At 68.2% G+C, this 17852-nt stretch carries 11 protein-coding genes; 7 read left to right on the top strand and 4 right to left on the bottom strand.

Going from position 1 to position 17852, the window contains the following annotated elements:
- Window positions 1–48 precede the first annotated feature (48 nt).
- Both ACXPWS_RS12200 and ACXPWS_RS12205 read left to right on the top strand, forming a co-directional pair.
- Window positions 49–717 (top strand): TetR/AcrR family transcriptional regulator, encoded by a 669-nt coding sequence (locus ACXPWS_RS12200; protein ID WP_458712674.1) that lies wholly within the window; start codon window positions 49–51, stop codon window positions 715–717.
- A 13-nt stretch (window positions 718–730) separates the two neighbouring features.
- The gene (locus ACXPWS_RS12205) at window positions 731–1510 is read left to right on the top strand and encodes an enoyl-CoA hydratase/isomerase family protein (protein ID WP_458712675.1); all 780 of its coding nucleotides are present in this window, start codon (window positions 731–733) and stop codon (window positions 1508–1510) included.
- Window positions 1511–1513: 3 nt separating this feature from the next.
- Here the strand turns inward: ACXPWS_RS12205 and panB are convergent, their stop codons facing one another.
- Window positions 1514–2344 carry a 3-methyl-2-oxobutanoate hydroxymethyltransferase gene (gene panB / locus ACXPWS_RS12210; protein ID WP_458712676.1) on the bottom strand — a complete coding sequence of 277 codons (831 nt, stop codon included), beginning with the start codon at window positions 2342–2344 and terminating at the stop codon, window positions 1514–1516.
- A gap of 163 nt (window positions 2345–2507) precedes the next feature.
- Between panB and ACXPWS_RS12215 the strand changes: the two genes are divergently transcribed.
- From ACXPWS_RS12215 to ACXPWS_RS12235, 5 genes are all read left to right on the top strand, one after another.
- Window positions 2508–3905: a WS/DGAT/MGAT family O-acyltransferase gene (locus ACXPWS_RS12215; protein WP_458712677.1), complete on the top strand. Its 1398-nt coding sequence runs from the start codon at window positions 2508–2510 to the stop codon at window positions 3903–3905.
- Window positions 3906–3950: 45 nt separating this feature from the next.
- Window positions 3951–5459, top strand: a complete 1509-nt coding sequence (locus ACXPWS_RS12220; RefSeq protein WP_458712678.1) for an alpha/beta hydrolase — start codon at window positions 3951–3953, stop codon at window positions 5457–5459.
- Between the two features lie 86 nt (window positions 5460–5545).
- Window positions 5546–7093, top strand: a complete 1548-nt coding sequence (locus tag ACXPWS_RS12225; RefSeq protein ID WP_458712679.1) for an alpha/beta hydrolase — start codon at window positions 5546–5548, stop codon at window positions 7091–7093.
- Window positions 7094–7165: 72 nt separating this feature from the next.
- Entirely contained in the window at window positions 7166–8506 is a 1341-nt protein-coding gene (locus tag ACXPWS_RS12230; protein WP_458712680.1) for a glutamine synthetase family protein, read from the top strand.
- A 73-nt stretch (window positions 8507–8579) separates the two neighbouring features.
- Window positions 8580–11537, top strand: coding sequence for a bifunctional [glutamine synthetase] adenylyltransferase/[glutamine synthetase]-adenylyl-L-tyrosine phosphorylase (locus tag ACXPWS_RS12235; RefSeq protein WP_458712681.1), 2958 nt, complete (start codon window positions 8580–8582; stop codon window positions 11535–11537).
- Window positions 11538–11541: 4 nt separating this feature from the next.
- Here the strand turns inward: ACXPWS_RS12235 and ACXPWS_RS12240 are convergent, their stop codons facing one another.
- The 3 genes from ACXPWS_RS12240 to ACXPWS_RS12250 are packed head-to-tail and all read right to left on the bottom strand — an operon-like array spanning window position 11542 to window position 17707.
- The gene (locus tag ACXPWS_RS12240; RefSeq protein WP_458712682.1) at window positions 11542–12015 is read right to left on the bottom strand and encodes a MerR family transcriptional regulator; all 474 of its coding nucleotides are present in this window, start codon (window positions 12013–12015) and stop codon (window positions 11542–11544) included.
- 8 nt (window positions 12016–12023) lie between these two features.
- Entirely contained in the window at window positions 12024–12890 is an 867-nt protein-coding gene (locus ACXPWS_RS12245; RefSeq protein ID WP_458712683.1) for an SDR family oxidoreductase, read from the bottom strand.
- Window positions 12891–12940: 50 nt separating this feature from the next.
- Window positions 12941–17707 carry a M4 family metallopeptidase gene (locus tag ACXPWS_RS12250; protein ID WP_458712684.1) on the bottom strand — a complete coding sequence of 1589 codons (4767 nt, stop codon included), beginning with the start codon at window positions 17705–17707 and terminating at the stop codon, window positions 12941–12943.
- Window positions 17708–17852: the final 145 nt, after the last annotated feature.

Genomic DNA, 17852 nt, shown 5'->3' on the forward strand with positions numbered 1-17852 from the left:
AATGACAGGAAATATGGCATCTCGAGCCGCCGATGCCACAATGACCGGATGAGCAGCGATGGCCGTGGACGTCCGAGGCTCGAGCAACCCCGCAGGCCGGGACGCACGCCACGGGACGAAATCCTGGACGCCGCTGCCGAACTGTTCACCCAGCACGGCTACGCCAACACCTCCACCCGGCGGATCGCCGACGCCGTCGGTATGCGCCAGGCCTCGCTGTATCACCACTTCGCCACCAAGGACGACATCCTCGACGCGCTGCTTGCCGGCACGGTGGAGGCGCCGCTTCACTTGGCGGCCGAACTGGCCGCCGAGGGGGCTCCGGCGGCGCAGCAGCTGTACACGCTCATCGTGTCCGACGTCGCCCAACTGTGTCGCAGCACCTGGAATCTGGGCGCGCTGTATCAGCTGCCCGAGCTGCGGGTGGAGCGGTTCGCGCAGTTCCGTGGCCGGCGCGCCGAACTGCGGGAGCGCTACCGGGTGCTGGCCGCGGCCGTGATCGCCGAGTCCGCAGGCCCGGCCGACGCCGATGACCTGCCGTTCCGGTTGGTCGAATCGGCCATCAACCGCCGCACCGACGACGGCGCCTGCCCACCCGGACAACCGTGGATCAGTGCTGACGGCGCCCTTCGCACCCTGGGCTACACCGCCGACTTCGCGGCGCTGCGCGCCGCCGCCGGAAACCGACTCGCGTTACACGCCGCGACGACGACGTAATACGGTGTGCCCCATGACCGAATTCGAGACGCTGAAGTTCACTCAGTCGGGGCCCGTCGTGAGCATCGTGCTGAATCGGCCGGACGCGGCCAACGGCATGAACGACGCGATGACCCGCGACCTGTCCGTCGCGGCCGCGCTCTGCGACACCGAGGCGACCAAGGTGGTCACGCTGACCGGCGCCGGACGGTTCTTCTGCGCGGGCGGTGACCTCAAGGCGATGGCCGCGGCAGCCGACCCGGGAGTGTTCGTCAAGGGCATCGCCAACGATCTGCACCGCGCCATGTCCACCTTCGCCCGGATGGATGCCGTGCTCATCACGGCCGTCAATGGGGTGGCCGCCGGTGCCGGGTTCTCCCTCGGGGTGTCCGGGGATCTGGTGCTGGCCGCCGAATCGGCGTCGTTCACCATGGCCTACACCAAGGCCGGCCTGAGCCCGGACGGCGGCGCGTCGTATGTGCTGCCGCGCCTGGTCGGGCTGCGCCGCACCCAGGATCTGATGATCACCAACCGGGTGCTCAAGGCGCCGGAGGCGCTGACGTGGGGCCTGGTCACCGAGGTTGTCCCGGACGCCGACCTGCCCGACCGGTTGCAGGCCCTGGCCGGCCAGATCGCCGCGGGTGCGCGAGGGTCGAACTCCGCGGTGAAGAAACTGCTGCTGAACACCTACTCGGCGGGCTATGAGGCCCAGCTGGAACAGGAAGCCCGCCATATCGCCGGCAATGCCTCCTCTTCCGACGGAAAAGAAGGCATCGCGGCGTTCCTGGGCAAGCGGGCGCCCGAGTTTTCCTGACGGCTAGTAGGAGTGTTCCTCCGCGGGGAACACTCCGCTGGCCACCTCGTCGGCGTATTGCGTTGCGGCGCTGCGCAATGCGTCGCCGACCTGAGCGAACTTCTTGACGAACTTGGCGGTCTTGCCCGACGTCAGCCCGGCCATGTCCTGCCACACCAGCACCTGAGCGTCGCAGTTGGGCCCGGCGCCGATACCGACGGTGGGAATGGTCAGCTTCCCGGTGATCTGGGTGGCCAATTCGGCGGGCACCATCTCCAGGACCACCGCGATCGCGCCGGCCTCGGCCACCGCGATGGCGTCGTGGATGGTCTGGTCACCGGCATCGCCGCGGCCCTGCACCCGGTAGCCGCCGAGGCTGTTGACGCTCTGCGGGGTGAAGCCGATGTGGGCGACCACCGGGATCCCGGCCTGGGTGAGCGTGGCGATCTGCTCGGCCACCCGCTCGCCGCCCTCCAGCTTGACCGCGTGCGCGCCGGTCTCCTTCATGAAGCGGGTGGCGGTGGCCAGTGCCTGGGCCGGGCTGGTCTCATAGCTGCCGAACGGCAGATCGGCGACCACCAGCGCGTGTGTCGCACCCCGCACCACGGCGCTGACCAGCGGGATGAGTTCGTCGACGGTGACCCGCAAGGTCGTGTCATAGCCGTAGACCACGTTGGCCGCCGAATCGCCGACCAGTAGCACCGGAATGCCGGCGTCGTCGAAAATACGGGCGGTGGAGAAGTCGTAGGCGGTGAGCATGGCCCACTTGTGGCCTTCGGACTTCCACTTTTGCAGATGATGGGTGCGCACTTTCACCGGTGTTGTGCTGCCACCATAAACGGACTGCTCAGACATCATTGTCCCTCGATGTGTGTTGTCGGGTTGATCCTCGAGGCCGTTGCTCGGTCCCCGGGTCTTCTGACAGCGACCAGTCTGCCACCGACCCCGGCAAAGTTGAACGGCAGGTTAAGTGGATTTCCTCACACCGGCGTGTGGTTGCGGACCTAACATCGGCCTCATGCAAAGGCTCAGCGGTCTGGACGCCAGTTTCCTCTATCTCGAGACCGCCGCACAGCCGCTGCATGTGTGTTCGATCCTGGAACTGGACACCGGCACGGTGCCCGGCGGCTACGCCTTCGACCGGTTACGTGACGAGTTGGCGCTGCGGATCAAGGCGATGCCGGAGTTCCGGGAGAAGCTCGCCGACAGCCGGTTCAACCCCGACCACCCGGTGTGGGTGGAGGACGACGATTTCGACGTCCATCGCCATCTGCACCGGATCGGGCTGCCCGCCCCGGGAGGTCGCGCCGAACTCGCCGAGATCTGCGGGCACATCGCCTCGTTGCCGCTGGACCGCAGCCGCCCGCTGTGGGAGATGTGGGTCATCGAGAACGTCGCGGGCACCGATGCGCACGACGGCGGCCGGCTGGCGTTGATGACCAAGGTGCACCACGCCGCCGTCGACGGGGTCACCGGCGCCAACCTGATGTCCACGCTGTGCAGCACCGAACCCGACGCCGCGCCACCCGACCCGGTGCAGGGGGCGGGCAGTGCGACGGAGTTGGAGATCGCGATCAGCGGTGCGCTCAAGTACGCGACGCGCCCGCTGAAGCTGATGAACGTGCTGCCCTCGACCGTGTCCACGGTCATCGACACCGCGCGCAGGGCCACCAAGGGGCTGACGATGGCGGCCCCGTTCGCCGCACCCAAGACGGCCTTCAACGCCAATGTCACCGGGCACCGCAACATTTCGTTCGCCCAGCTCGACCTGGAGGACATCAAGAAGGTCAGGGCCCACTTCGGGGTGAAGGTCAACGATGTGGTGATGGCCCTGGTGTCCGGGGTGTTGCGGCGGTTCCTGCAGGACCGCGGCGAACTGCCGGAATCCTCCCTGGTGGCCATGATCCCGGTGTCGGTGCACGACAAATCCGACCGGCCCGGGCGCAACCAGGTGTCGGGCATGTTCTCCTCGCTGCACACCAACGTGGAAGATCCGGCCGAACGCCTGATGGCCATTTCGTCGGCGAATTCGCTTGCCAAGCAACATAGTTCGGCAATCGGGGCGACGCTGCTGCAGGACTGGTCGCAGTTCGCCGCGCCTGCGGTGTTCGGCATCGCGATGCGCGTCTACGCCCGCAGCAACCTGTCCGCGGCGGCGCCCGTGCACAACCTGGTGGTGTCCAACGTGCCCGGCCCACAGATACCGCTGTATCTGCTCGGCTGCGAAGTGAAGGCGATGTATCCGCTCGGCCCGATCTTCCACGGCTCGGGCCTGAACATCACCGTCATGTCGCTCAACGGCAAGCTCGACGTCGGCATCATCTCCTGCCCCGAACTGCTGCCCGACCTGTGGGATATGGCCGACGACTTCGCCGTGGCACTGGATGAGTTGCTCGACGCCAGTTCCCGTCCCTAGGCGCCTCACCAGCCGCGATCACCACGCATGGCAGCATGGTCAGCCATGAAGCTCACGCGCGGCGTCGTCGCGGCCGCCATGGTGCTGCTCCTGGTAGCGGGATGCAGCAAAGTCGTCGACGGGCGTGCGGTGATCTCCGCGCCCCGGCCCGGAACTCCGGTGCAGTGGTCGCCGTGCAAGGCCTCCTCGGGCGAGTCGCGGATCCCGTCTGGTGCGGAGTGCGGCTTCCTCTCGGTGCCGGTGGACTACGACAAGCCCGACGGTGACGTCGCACAGCTGGCGATGATCCGGTTCAAAGCCACCGGCACCAAGATCGGGACGCTGTTCATCAACCCCGGCGGGCCGGGGGAGTCCGGGGTGGAATCGGCGGTCTCACTGGTCGGCACCATGCCCGACACGGTGCGTCAGCAATTCGACCTGGTCGGCTTCGACCCGCGCGGGGTGGGCTCCTCCAAGCCCGCACTGTGGTGCAACTCCGATGAGGACAACGACCGGCTGCGGGCCGACCCCCAGGTCGACTACACCGAGGCCGGTGTGGCACACATCGAGGCCGAGACCAAGGACTTCGTCGGGCGATGCCGGCAGAAGATGGGCGACGACTTCCTGGAGAACGTCGGAACCGTCAGTGTGGCAAAGGATCTGGACGCCATGCGACAGGCCGTCGGCGATGACAAGCTGACCTACCTGGGCTACTCGTACGGCACCCGGATCGGGGCGGCCTACGCCGAACTGTTCGGCGACAAGGTGCGTGCGATGATCCTGGACGGTGCGGTGGACCCCAACGCCGACCCGATCGAGGCCGACATCCGCCAGGCCAAGGCGTTCCAGACGGCGTTCGACAACTACGCCGCCGACTGCGCGACGAACCCGACCTGCCCGCTGGGCACCGACCCGGCCAAGGCAGTCGACGTCTACCACTCGCTGGTCGATCCGCTGGTGGACAAGCCTGCGCCGACCAAGGATCCGCGCGGCCTGAGCTACAGCGACTCCGTCGTCGGCACCATCCTGCCGCTGTACTCGCCCAACCTGTGGCGCCATCTCACCCAGGGGCTGAGCGAACTGAAGAAGGGGCACGGCGACACCATGCTGGCGCTGGCCGACCTGTACATGGGCCGCGACGCCGACGGGCACTACAACAACTCCACCGATGTCCGGGTGGCGGTGAATTGTGTCGACGAGCCGCCCGTCACCGACCGCGCCAAGGTGGTCGACGAGGACCGCCGGGCCCGTCAGGTCGCCCCGTTCATGAGCTACGGCGAGTTCACCGGGCACGCGCCGCTGAGCACGTGCGCATTCTGGCCGGTGCCGCCGACCTCCACACAGCACCAGCTCAAGGTGTCCGGCCTGCCGCCGACCCTGGTGGTGTCCACCACCAACGACCCCGCGACGCCGTACCAGGCCGGTGTCGACCTGGCCAAGCAGCTCGGTGGCACGTTGCTGACGTACGACGGCACCCAGCACACCGTGGTGTTCCAGGGCAACAGCTGCGTGGACGACATCGCCGCGAAGTACCTCGTGGACGTGGCGGTGCCGCCGGCAGGGACACGTTGCTAGCCAAGATAACGGCCCCGTCACTGTCTGATTGCTGATCGTCACCGTCGCGGACGCTGCGGACGACCAGCTCGCTGTGCCGTGCGACCATGGGCGCCATGTGGCTGGTGGGCAGGATTTTCGCGATGCTGCTGGCCATCCCGATCGTCGCCGGCGCGCTGTGCGCACCGGCGCAGGCCGCACCCGAATCGGTCTACGGCCGGCCCGCGGTGTGGGGCAGTTGTCAGCTCCTCCTCGGCAACGGTCCGCTGATCGGCCAGGCGCTGCCGACGGCGCAGTGCGCGCAGGTGGCGGTCCCGGTCGACTGGAACGCCGTCGGTGAAAGCGCGAATCCGCAAGGGCCGCAAGCACAACTGGCGGTGATCCGGGTTCCTGCCACCGGGCCGCGGATCGGCACCCTGATGGTCAACCCCGGTGGCCCCGGCGCATCGGCGGTGGACACCGTGGCCGGGATGGCCGCCGCGCTGGACGGTACCCAGATCCGGCAGCGTTTCGACCTCGTCGGGTTCGATCCGCGGGGCGTCGGATATTCGACCCCGCAGGTGCGCTGCCGCACCGATGCCGAATTCGATGCCTACCGCCGCGATCCGATGGCCGACTACAGCGCGGCCGGGGTGGCCCATATCGAAAGCGTCTACCGGCAATTCGCCCAGTCCTGCGTGGACAAGATGGGCCGCGACTTCCTGGCCAACGTCGGCACCGCGTCGGCGGCCAGGGACATGGATGTGGTGCGGGCCGCCCTCGGCGACGAGCAGATCAATTATCTCGGCTTCTCCTACGGCACCGAACTGGGTGCCGCCTACGCCGACCGGTACCCCGAGCGCGTCCGTGCGATGGTGCTCGACGGGGCCGTCGACCCCGGCTCGGACCCGATCAACGAGAACATCAACCAGCTGGCCGGTTTCCAGGAGGCGTTCACCGACTACGCCACCGACTGCGCGCTGTCGACGGACTGCCCGCTGGGCACCGACCCCGCGCAGTTCTCCAGCCGCTACCACCAACTCGTCGACCCACTGGTGCAACGCCCCGGCAGCACCTCGGATCCGCGCGGACTGGGCTACGCCGACGCCATCACCGGTACCGCGAACGCGCTGTACACCAAGCGGTATTGGAAGTACCTCACCAGCGGGCTGCTCGGGCTGGCCCGCGGTACCGACGCCGGTGACCTGCTGACGCTGGCCGATGACTACTGGCACCGCGACGAGGCCGGCCGCTACGGCAACCAGCAGGACGCGTTCGCCGCGATCCGCTGCGTGGACGCGCCGTACCCGACGGACCCGGCGGCGTGGGCGCAGGCCGATCAGCGGGCCCGCGCGGCCGCTCCGTTCATGGAGTACGGCACCTTCACCGGCTACGCACCGCGGGACATGTGTGCGCTGTGGCCGGTGCCGGCGACCACCGTGCCGCATCAGGCGTCCCCGCTGCCGGCGGGCAGGGCGGTGGTGGTGTCCACCACCCGCGACCCGGCGACGCCGTACCAGGCCGGCGTCGACCTGGCCCGGGAGCTCGACGCCGCGCTGATCACCTTCGACGGCACCCAGCACACCGTCGTGTTCAACGGCGACGCCTGTGTGGACAGCTCGGTGGTGGACTTCCTGACCGAGATGACCCTGCCGCCGGCGGGCCTGCGCTGCTGATTCGGGTGGTTCCGCGCGAACCCGATTCGCCCGTGTAACACAGATTTAACAGCCGCTGCCTAGGCTTCGGTCATGGACCGCCAGAAGGAATTTGTGCTGCGCACGCTGGAGGAACGCGATATCCGGTTCGTGCGGCTCTGGTTCACCGACGTCCTCGGATACCTCAAATCGGTGGCGATCGCGCCCGCCGAGCTGGAAGGGGCGTTCGAAGAAGGGATCGGCTTCGACGGTTCGTCGATCGAGGGGTTCGCCCGGGTCTACGAATCGGACACCGTGGCGCGGCCCGATCCGTCCACCTTCCAGATCCTGCCGTGGACCTCCAGCGCCGGCCAGCACCACTCGGCGCGGATGTTCTGCGACATCACCATGCCCGACGGTTCGCCGTCCTGGGCGGACTCGCGGCACGTGCTGCGCCGCCAGCTGGCCAAGGCCAGTGACCTCGGATTCTCCTGCTACGTGCACCCCGAGATCGAGTTCTTCCTGCTCAAGCCGGGCGAGGACGACGGGTCGGTGCCGATCCCTGCCGACAACGGCGGCTACTTCGACCAGGCCGTGCACGACGCCGCCCCCAACTTCCGCAGGCATGCCATCGACGCGCTGGAGCAGATGGGCATCTCGGTGGAGTTCAGCCACCACGAGGGCGCGCCAGGCCAGCAGGAGATCGACCTGCGCTACGCCGACGCACTGTCGATGGCCGACAACGTGATGACCTTCCGGTACGTGGTCAAGGAGGTCGCCCTGGCCGACGGGGTGCGGGCGTCGTTCATGCCCAAACCGTTCGGCGAATACCCGGGCTCGGCCATGCACACCCACATGAGCCTGTTCGAGGGCGACACCAACGCCTTCCACAGCCCCGACGACGCGCTGCAGCTCTCCGACGTCGCCAAGTCGTTCATCGCGGGCATCCTGGAGCACGCCAGCGAGATCAGCGCCGTCACCAACCAGTGGGTGAACTCCTACAAGCGGCTGGTGCACGGCGGCGAGGCGCCGACGGCGGCGTCCTGGGGTGCGTCCAACCGGTCGGCCTTGGTGCGGGTGCCGATGTACACGCCGCGCAAGGCGTCCAGCCGTCGTATCGAGGTGCGCAGCCCCGACTCGGCATGCAACCCGTACCTGACGTTCGCGGTGCTGCTGGCCGCCGGACTGCGCGGTATCGAGAAGGGCTACGTGCTCGGGCCGCAGGCCGAGGACAACGTGTGGAGCCTGACGCCCGAGGAACGCCGGGCCATGGGTTACCGCGAGCTGCCGTCCTCGCTGGGCGTCGCGCTGGCCGAGATGGAGGGCTCCGAACTCGTCGCGGAAGCGTTGGGAGAGCACGTCTTCGACTACTTCCTGCGCAACAAGCGCACCGAGTGGGAGAACTACCGCAGCACCGTCACGCCGTTCGAGCTGAAGAACTACCTGTCGCTGTAGCCTTCCCCGTCGCTTCGCTCGCCCCAGGAAGCCCCTCCCCGTCGCTTCGCTCGCCCCAGGTAGGTTTGGGAGCGTGGCCAAACCCGCTACTTCACGACCGAGGCTGCCCAGCGTAGGACGTCTGGGGCTGGTCGAGGCGTCGGCACGTGCGGACCTGGACCGGTTGGGCTGGAACACCGACGAACACGTCGAACTGCTGTGGTCACTGTCGCGCGCGCCCGACGCGGACGCCGCACTGCGCACCGTGGTGCGGCTGGCCGATGAACTGGGCGACAACTGGGATGAACTCAAGCACGCCCTGGTCAAGGACAAGGCGCTGCGAGGCCGGCTGTTCTCGGTGCTCGGCGGGTCGATGGCCCTGGGTGATCACCTGGTGGCCCGGCCGCAGTCGTGGCATCTGCTGTCCGGGCGGCTGACCCTGCCGACGGCCGCCCAGTTGCGCAAAGAATTCGTCGCGGTGGCCGAAAGCACCACGGACACAAGGTCGGTGCAGGCGTCACTGCGCAGCCTGTACCGGGACCGGCTGCTGGTGCTGGCCGCACTCGATCTGGCTCCGACCGTCGAGAACGAACCGGTGCTGGAGTTCAGCACCGTCGGCGCGCACCTGTCGGATCTGGCCGACGCGGCACTGGCCGCCGCGCTGGCGGTCGCCACCGCGGGGGTGTGCGGGCAGGACACTCCGCCACCCCGGCTGGCCGTCATCGCGATGGGCAAATGCGGTGCGCGCGAATTGAATTACGTCAGCGATGTGGACGTGATCTTCGTGGCCGAAGCGGCCGACGCCATCACCACCCGGGTAGCCGGGGAGATGATGCGCTTTGCCGGTGACACCTTCTTCGAAGTGGACGCCGCGCTGCGTCCCGAGGGCAAGCGCGGGCAGCTGGTGCGCACCCTGGAGTCGCATGTGGCCTATTACGAGCGGTGGGCCAAGACCTGGGAATTCCAGGCTCTGCTCAAGGCGCGGGCCGCCGTCGGCGATGCCGAGCTCGGCGCGCAGTACATCGACACGCTGATGCCGATGGTCTGGACCGCCTGCGAGCGGGAGGATTTCGTCGCCGATGTGCAGGCGATGCGGCGCCGGGTGGAGGAGCTGGTGCCCGCGGGGGTGCGCTCGCGCGAACTCAAGCTCGGCACCGGTGGCCTGCGCGACGTCGAGTTCGCGGTGCAGTTGCTGCAGCTGGTGCACGGCCGCAAGGACGACTCGCTACACGTGGCGTCCACCGTCGACGCACTGGCCGCGCTCGGAGCCGGCGGTTATGTCGGCCGTGACGACGCCGCCAACATGACCGCCTCCTACGAGTTCCTGCGGTTGCTCGAGCACCGGTTGCAGCTGCAACGGCTCAAGCGCACCCACATGCTGCCCGAGGACGGCGACGAGGAGGCGATGCGCTGGCTGGCGCGGGCCGCGCACATCCGCCCGGACGGCCGCCACGACGCGGCAGGCGTGCTGCGCGAGGAACTCAAACGTCAGAGCATGCGGGTGTCGCGCCTGCACGCCAAGCTGTTCTATCAGCCGCTGCTGGAAACGATGGGCGGACAGGGCTTCGACGGGATGAGCACCGAGGCGGCCGAACGTCAGCTCGCCGCGCTCGGTTACGAAGGGCCGCAGAGCGCGCTGACCCACCTCGCGGCGCTCACCAGTGAGAACGGCCGTCGCGGCCAGGTGCAGAAAGTTCTGCTGCCGACCCTGCTGGACTGGCTCTCGGACACCCCGGACCCGGATGCCGGTCTGCTGTTCTACCGCCGGATCAGCGAGGAACTCGGCGATCTGCGCTGGTATCTGTCCACGTTGCGCGACGAGGGCGCGGTGGCCAAGCGCCTGATGCGTGTGCTGGGCACCTCGGCGTATGTCCCCGACCTTTTGCTCCGCGCGCCGGAAGTCATTCAGCTCTACGCCGACGGCCCGCAGGGACCCAAGCTGCTCGAAGTGGACCCGGACGGGGTGGCCCGCTCACTGGTGGCGTCGGCCGCCCGCCATGCCGATCCGGCACGCGCCATCGCCGCGGCCCGCACACTACGCCGCCGCGAACTGGCCAGGGTGGCCTCGGCCGACCTGCTCGGCATGCTCCAAGTGACCGACGTGTGCCATGCGCTCAGCTCGATCTGGGTGGCGGTGCTGCAGTGTGCGCTGGACGCGGTGATCCGGGATCGGTCCCCGGCCGAGGGGCCGAAGGCGCGGATCGCGGTGATCGGGATGGGCCGGCTCGGCGGTGGGGAACTGGGCTACGGCTCCGATGCCGATGTGATGTTCGTGTGCGAGCCGATCGGCGACACCGACGAGTCCGCCGCGGTGCGCTGGTCTGTCGGGGTGGCCGAGCAGGTGCGCACCCTGCTGGGGATGCCGAGTTCGGACCCGCCGCTGGAGGTGGACGCTGGGCTGCGCCCCGAAGGCCGCAATGGCTCACTGGTGCGCACACTTTCGTCATACGAGGCGTACTACGCGCAGTGGGCCCAGCCGTGGGAGACCCAAGCCCTGCTCCGGGCGAACAAAGTGGCGGGCGACCAGGACCTGGGTGAGCGCTTCTTGCGGATGATCGACAAGACGCGGTATCCGGAAGGCGGCATCTCACCGGAGACGGTGCAGGAGATCCGGCGGATCAAGGCCCGCGTGGACGCCGAGCGGTTGCCGCGCGGAGCCGACCCGAACACCCACACCAAACTGGGCCGCGGCGGCCTGGCCGATATCGAGTGGACGGTGCAGCTGCTGCAGTTGCGCTTCGCCCACCGCATCCAGGCCCTGCACAACACCTCGACCCTGCAGACGCTGGACGCGATCGGGGCCGCCGAGCTGATCGCCGAAGGCGATGTCGATCAGCTGCGTCAGGCCTGGCTGACGGCCACCCGGGCGCGCAACGCGTTGGTGCTGGTGCGCGGCAAGCCGACCGATCAACTGCCCGGGCCGGGCCGTCAGCTCAACGCCGTCGCCGTGGCCGCCGGCTGGGACAGCGGTGACGGCAGCGAGTTCCTGGACAACTACCTGCGCGTCACCCGGCGGGCGAAGATGGTGGTGCACAAGGTGTTCGGGGACTAGAGCGTCAGCACGTGTCGCCGGTGCTGCCGCCGTAGGTGGCGATCTTGTATTCCGTGGCGGCCAGCGACAAGGTGAGCTCGCGGATCTGGCGGCGGATGGTGTCGCGATGTTCGAGCAGCATGTCGAGTCGTTCGGGGACGGTCTGTTCGCCGCTGTCGACCAGCGAGATGTAGTGCTGCAAATCGCGGATAGCCATGCCGGACAACCGCATCCGGGTCAGAAAAACCAGACGGCGCACCGCTTCGGGGTGGTAACTGCGGTGCCCACTGCGGTCACGGTCCACTTCGACCAGCCCGGCCCGTTCGTAGTAACGCAGGGTGTGCGCGGAGACATCCAGCAGATCGGCCACTTCGGCGATGGTCATCGGTTCGCGGACGTCGCTGGTGTCGGCGAGCCGATGGATGACCTCGATCGACATGGGGCCGTCGGCCTCGCCCAGCGCCGCCAGCGCCCGGCCCATCAGGTCGTCGGTGGACATACCCGATCCTAGATCGGTCGCGCCGATGCGGCGGCATCGGAGTAATCGGCGCTGCGGCCCAGTTCGGCCCACCTGCCGACCTCGTCCAGACCACGCTGGTATGCGGCGGTGAGCCGCTGGACGGCCTCGGCGCCCAGCGGCAGCCGCAGGGGCACCTCCTCGGAATGGGCCAAGGCGACGATGATCTGGGCGGCCTTGGCAGGGTCGCCTTCCTGGCGGCCGTCCGTACCGGCCATGTCGGCGCGCACGTCGGCCAGGATGTCGCGGTAGGTCGGGGAGGTGGCGGTGAAGTCGAGTACGTCGGGGGCATTGAACGCGGTGCGGAACCGGCTGGGCTCGACCAGCATCACCCGGATCCCGAACGGCGCCACCTCGCCGGCCAACGCTTCCGACCAGCCTTCCAGTGCGAACTTCGACGCGGAGTAGGTCGACACACCTGGGAAAGACATCCGACCGCCCTGACTGCTCATCTGCACGATCGTTCCGCCGCCTTGGGCACGCATGATCGGCAACGTCGCGCGCACCAGGGCAGCGGGACCGAACAGGTGCAGGTCCATCAAGTCGCGTAGCTGCGCATCGGTGACTTCCTCGGCCGCACCGACAATGGCACGGCCGGCGTTGTTCACCAGGACGTCCAGGCGGCCGTAGCGGTCGACCGCGGCCTGGATCAGGCCTGCGCCGGCGCAGGTATCGCGGGCGTCGAACGCAACGGTGGTGACGCGGTCGCCGAAGGTGGTGTTCAGGTCGGCCATGCTGCGCGGATTGCGGACCGCGGCCACGACGTGATCGCCGCAGGCAAGGGCGGCCTCGGCCATGGCCCGCCCGAATCCCTTCGAAGCGCCGGTGATGATCCAGGTCTGTGGTGTTGTCGTCATGGCCGCGACGTTAGGAGTTCGAGCGCGCTCGAACGCAAATGCGGCGGGTGTCAGAGCGCCGCGGTGGTCGTCACGCCGACCGCATCGAATGCCGATTTCACCACCACGATCTGCTGGTCGGTGAATCCGTTGGCGCGGGCACTGGCGATCACTGCGAACCGTGCGTCGACCATGGTCGCGGTCGAGGGCAGCCGGTACAGCGAGTCGTAGAACACCCTGGCCCACTGCTCACCGGAGATCTCGTCGGCGGTCGCGGTCATCATCTTGTACGCGGCGAAGGACATGATGCCGCTGTTGGAGTGCACATATCCGAAGTCGTCGGTGCTGCAGCCGCAACTCTGCAGATACCGGACGGTGTAGAGCTCGCGCTGACCGTACTGCGAGGGATCGGCCATGTTGCGATACGGATTGCCCGCCGCGTCCTCGGCGAAAAGCCAACGCGCCGAGCCGGTCTTGTTCTCGATGAGCGAACCCATGATGTCGGCGTATGCCTCGTTCAGCGCCCCGGATTCGCCGACGTAGGCCAGTCCCGACACATACTGGACGACGGCGTGGGTGTACTCGTGGCCCACCAGATCCAATGCGGCCTGGGTGTTTCCGGAGTCGCCGAACACCAGTTCGTGACCGTCCCAGGCGGCGTTGCGCCAGCCGGCCGCCGATGATCCGCTGGGGTTGTAGTCGATGGACAGCACGATCGGGGCACCGGCGTCGTCGAAGGAATGCCGGCCCAGGATCGTCGTGTAGTAGTCGTACACCCGCGCCGCATTCGCCTGCGCGGACACCGCGGCCGTGGACCAACTGCCCGTGTAGGCGATCGAACTGCCGGGAATCAGCGGCAGCCCGCTCCACCCGGTGCTGACGTAATTGGTCAGGTAGGTGGTGATGTTGCGCGACACATCGGTGAGAACGACTGTGCTACCGGTGTTTCCGGCGCTGACGGTGCGGATGGCGCCGAGCAGATCCTTGCCCGAGGACGCCACCGGGGTGGAGGCGTACTGGGCACTGGCGAACTCGGAGAAGATGGTGCCCGCATCGGTGCCGTTGGCGTAGATCTGGTACGTGGTGCCCACCGTCGGGTAGACGCTGTCCGGTTTCGACGTCGCCACCACCTGCCACGCCAGCCGCGGTGGATACGACGTCGTGAAATTGTTGCTCGGATTCTCGTCATAGATGACCAGTGCGGTGTCGTAGGTCATCGACGCGAAGAACGCATCCTTGACCGCGGTGCTGGGGGTGCCGCCGAGCCCGCCCAGCAGGTCGGCCTGTACCAGGGCGATCGCCTTGGCCGCGGTGTCGACACTTGCCGCCGGGGTGGTGTTGACGCCGGCCAGTTCCGGATCGTAATTGCTGAACACCCCGGTGACCCGGCCGGTGTCGTCGGTGGACAGCACCACCTCGCTGCCCAGCACGTCCAGCCCGTTCTTGGTCAGGCGGAGCCGGTAGAAGCTCTCCCCGGTGTAGCCGACGGTGCCGGTGGTGATGTGGTCGGCCGTGGCAAAGCCGGCCGGTGCGCCCAGCAGGGCGGCGATGTGATTGAGCGCGGCAGCGGCCGACGCGGCGTCGGTGACGGTGGCGGTGCTGAACGTGCCGTCGATGTTGCGCACGATGGTGCCTGCCGCGTTCATGCCGATATCGACATTGCCGTTGGCGGCAAGGGCTTTCAGTTCAGCGAGAGTGAGCGTGCCGTCGGCATCGGGATGCAGCGCGGTGACCGGCACGGTGACATCGATCGCCGTGGCGTCCTGACCGTCGGAGGCGGCGACGGTGAAGGTGAGCGTGGCCGCTGCCGGGGTGAACCAGGCGTCGTAGCGCGCCGCGTTGGACGGGGTGAACGTGTATGTCCCGTTGCTGTTGAGGATCACCGAGCCGACGGTGCTGGGCACGGCGGCGTCCAGCAGATAGCTCAGCGAGCCGGCATCGGTGGCGACGATCTGACCGGTGACCACCCCGGTCGAGCCGTTCACATTGGCCGTGTACGGCGTGGCCCCGGGTACCGGCAAGGTGTTGCCCGCCGTCGATCCGGTGACGCCGACATTCACCGTGACGCTGGTGGCGCCGCGGTGACCGTCGCTGACGGTGACGATGAACGAGTCGGTGCTCGTTCCCTGGGTCCGGGCGCTGTCGGTGGGGGTGTAGCTGAAGGTGCCGTCGGCGTTGAACTGCACGGTGCCCTTGGCGGCGGCGGTCGCGGTGTACACCAGGGTGTCGCCATCGGTATTGGCGACGGTGACCAGGCCCGTCACCCGCCCGGTGCCGTGCGTGCTGGTGGTCAGTGCGCTGACGGTGGCGTTGGTGGGCGCGGCATTCAGCGGGGTGATCGCCACCGTGATCGAGTTGGCGACGACGCCGCCATGGCCGTCGTCGACTGTCACGGTGAATGTGTCGGTGGCCGCGGACGGGTCACCGGTGGCCGCCGCGTGCCGGGCGGTGACGGTGGGGGTGTAGCTGAACCTGCCGTCGCCGCCGACGACAACGGTGCCCTTAATTGCGGCGTAGGTGCCGTCGTAGACGATCTTGTCCTTGTTGGCGTCGGTCGCGGTCACCGATCCGGTGACGACGCCGGACGTATTCGTCGTCAGGGCAGACACTTTCACCGTCGGGGTGGTGTTGCCCGGCACGATGGTGACGGTGACGGTCTGGGTCACGATGCCGCGGCGGCCGTCGTCGGCGGTGAAGGTGAAGCGGTCGGTCAGGTCGGTGGTGCGGGCACTGGTGGAGGCTGCGATGTGCCGGGCGGTGGCGGTGGGGGTGTAGGTGTAGGTGCCGTCGGCGGCGAAGGTCACCTTGCCCTTGGTGGGCGCGGTGAGCACCGTGATCTTCAGTGGGTCGGCATCGGCGTCGGCGACACCGAAGGAACCCGTGCTGATGCCGGTGCTGGTGTTGCCGGTGTCGGTCGGTGCGCTGAGCACCGGTGTGGCATTGGTGGGTACCAGCGACACCACGCGCAGCGCCGACGTGTCGGTGACGTACAGCTGCATACCGTCGGTGCTCGCGGCCATGCCGCGTGCGGTGCTGCCGGTGTCCAGCGAGGTGAGGGCGGTGTTGGTGGTGGTGTCGAATGCCGTCAACAGGCCGTCGGTGGCGACGACCACCAGCAGTGAACCGTCCTTGTTGACGAGGCCCGACTGGACGGGGCCGGTGACGGCGAGGCTGCCGACGGCGGTGTAGCCGGTGGTTTCCAGAACGGTGACGGTGCTGGCGTCGGTGGCGATGTACACCTTGGTGCTGTTGCGGCTGGTGGCCAGCACCTTGGCCGAGGTCCCGACGGCGGCAAGGAGTTTGGCGGTATTGGACGACCAGCTCGAGGAGACCACGGCGACCCCGGCTGCGGTGGTCGCGTACACCTTCTTTCCGTCGGGGCTGACGGCGAACGACGTGGTGCCTTCGGTGTTGTTCATCCAGGCGATGTTCTTGCCCGTCGATGCATTGAGCTTCAGTGCCCGGCCGGTGGCGTTGCCGACGTACAGCGTGCCGCCGGATGGGCTGATCGCCAGGGCGGTCGGCGTGAAGGCGAGGGCGATCTGCTTTTTGACGGTGTTGGTCGCCGTGTCGATGACCGAGATGGTGTTGTTCCCGCTGTTGGCGACGTAGGCCAGCTTGCCGTCGGCTTTGACGACCACGGCCGTGGGGGTGCTGCCGGTGGCGATCGTGGTGACCACGGTGCCGTCGAGGGTGTTGATGACCGTCACGGAGCCGGTATCGGAATTGGCAACGTAGGCACGGGTATTGCTGGCGGCCACCGCGTAGGTCTGGTCCGCGGTGGGCACCGGACTCAACAGCTGCACCGGCGTCGGACTGATCGGAACCGCCACCGCGGTACTCACTTTGGCGGTGACGCCGTCGTATACCGACACGGTGAATTGGGCGTCGGCGACCGAGGACACCCCGGCCTGGACGCGTTGTGCCGCGGTGGGGGTGTAGGTGAAGGCGCCGGTCTTGCTGACGGTCACGGTGCCCAGTGCCGGTGGAGTGACCAGTGCGTAGCTGAGCGCCTTGCCTTCTGGGTCATTCGCCACGACCTGGCCGGTGACGGCGCCGGTGGTGGGATTCGGATCACCGAGCGTGGGTGTGCCGACCACCGGCTGCTGGTTGGGCACCGTGGCGGTCGCGGTGGTGACGCTCAGCGCGCTCATCGTCTGCGTCTCGGTGACGCGGGCAGTGGTGTCGGACAGCCCGAGCTGGCGCCGGGCCGCGGCCAGCAACACCCACAGCCCGGGGAACTCCAGGTGCGGAGTCGATCCGCTGCCCAGGAACGGTGCCGCCAGGGCGGTCAGGAAGGACTTGACGGCCGTGATCAGTGGCGGCGTGGTGGGCGTGGGAACAGCCTGCTGGACAATCGAACTCGCCGTGGCGGTGCGCAGCGCACCGGTCATGGCGGGGGCCGCGCTGGCCGTCACCGGGGCGGACGGCGCCGTGGCGGCGGTTTTCGCGGCGGGTTGATCGGCGGTGGCCGCGGGCTGCGCCGGGGCGGTCGCGGTGGGTTTCTTGTTGGCGGCGGCGGTCGCGGTGGCGGCGTGCCGTGGGGTGGCTTTGCGCGACTTCTTGGTGGTGGGCTTGTCAGTGGGCTTGGTCAGACTGACGGTCGGACTCGCGGCCGGGCTCGCGGCCGTCGCGGCGGGGGTGCTCTCGGTTGCCGGTCCGGGGTCGGTGGCCGTCGTCTTGGCTTCGGTCTGGGTCGCGGCGCCGTCGGCGCTGGGTGCGGTATCGGGCTCGGCCCAGGCCACCGCGGGAGCCCCGGTGACGGCCGCGCCGATGCCCAGCGCCACCGCGAGCGCACCCACCCGGCCGACATATCTGGCGCTGCCGAACGTGCTCATCTACTGACGTCTCCGTCCGGCCGTACCCGCTGTGGTCACGCTGAGAATAGCCGGTGGATGATGCGCCCGGAGTGGGTAGCGCGGTAATCGATTTCGGGATTGCGGACGCCTGGTCGAAGGATTGGTTAGGCAGGCTGATAGAACC

This window comes from Mycobacterium sp. BMJ-28 (assembly GCF_054404835.1).

Excerpts from the sequence above, each read along its gene's own strand:
- ACXPWS_RS12215 (WP_458712677.1), top strand. The coding sequence starts at position 2,508 with ATGCAAAGGCTCAGCGGTCTGGACGCCAGTTTCCTCTATCTCGAGACC.
- ACXPWS_RS12250 (WP_458712684.1), bottom strand. The coding sequence starts at position 17,707 with ATGAGCACGTTCGGCAGCGCCAGATATGTCGGCCGGGTGGGTGCGCTC.
- ACXPWS_RS12245 (WP_458712683.1), bottom strand. The coding sequence starts at position 12,890 with ATGACGACAACACCACAGACCTGGATCATCACCGGCGCTTCGAAGGGA.
- ACXPWS_RS12220 (WP_458712678.1), top strand. The coding sequence starts at position 3,951 with ATGAAGCTCACGCGCGGCGTCGTCGCGGCCGCCATGGTGCTGCTCCTG.
- ACXPWS_RS12240 (WP_458712682.1), bottom strand. The coding sequence starts at position 12,015 with ATGTCCACCGACGACCTGATGGGCCGGGCGCTGGCGGCGCTGGGCGAG.
- ACXPWS_RS12230 (WP_458712680.1), top strand. The coding sequence starts at position 7,166 with ATGGACCGCCAGAAGGAATTTGTGCTGCGCACGCTGGAGGAACGCGAT.
- ACXPWS_RS12225 (WP_458712679.1), top strand. The coding sequence starts at position 5,546 with ATGGGCGCCATGTGGCTGGTGGGCAGGATTTTCGCGATGCTGCTGGCC.
- panB (WP_458712676.1), bottom strand. The coding sequence starts at position 2,344 with ATGTCTGAGCAGTCCGTTTATGGTGGCAGCACAACACCGGTGAAAGTG.
- ACXPWS_RS12205 (WP_458712675.1), top strand. The coding sequence starts at position 731 with ATGACCGAATTCGAGACGCTGAAGTTCACTCAGTCGGGGCCCGTCGTG.
- ACXPWS_RS12200 (WP_458712674.1), top strand. The coding sequence starts at position 49 with ATGAGCAGCGATGGCCGTGGACGTCCGAGGCTCGAGCAACCCCGCAGG.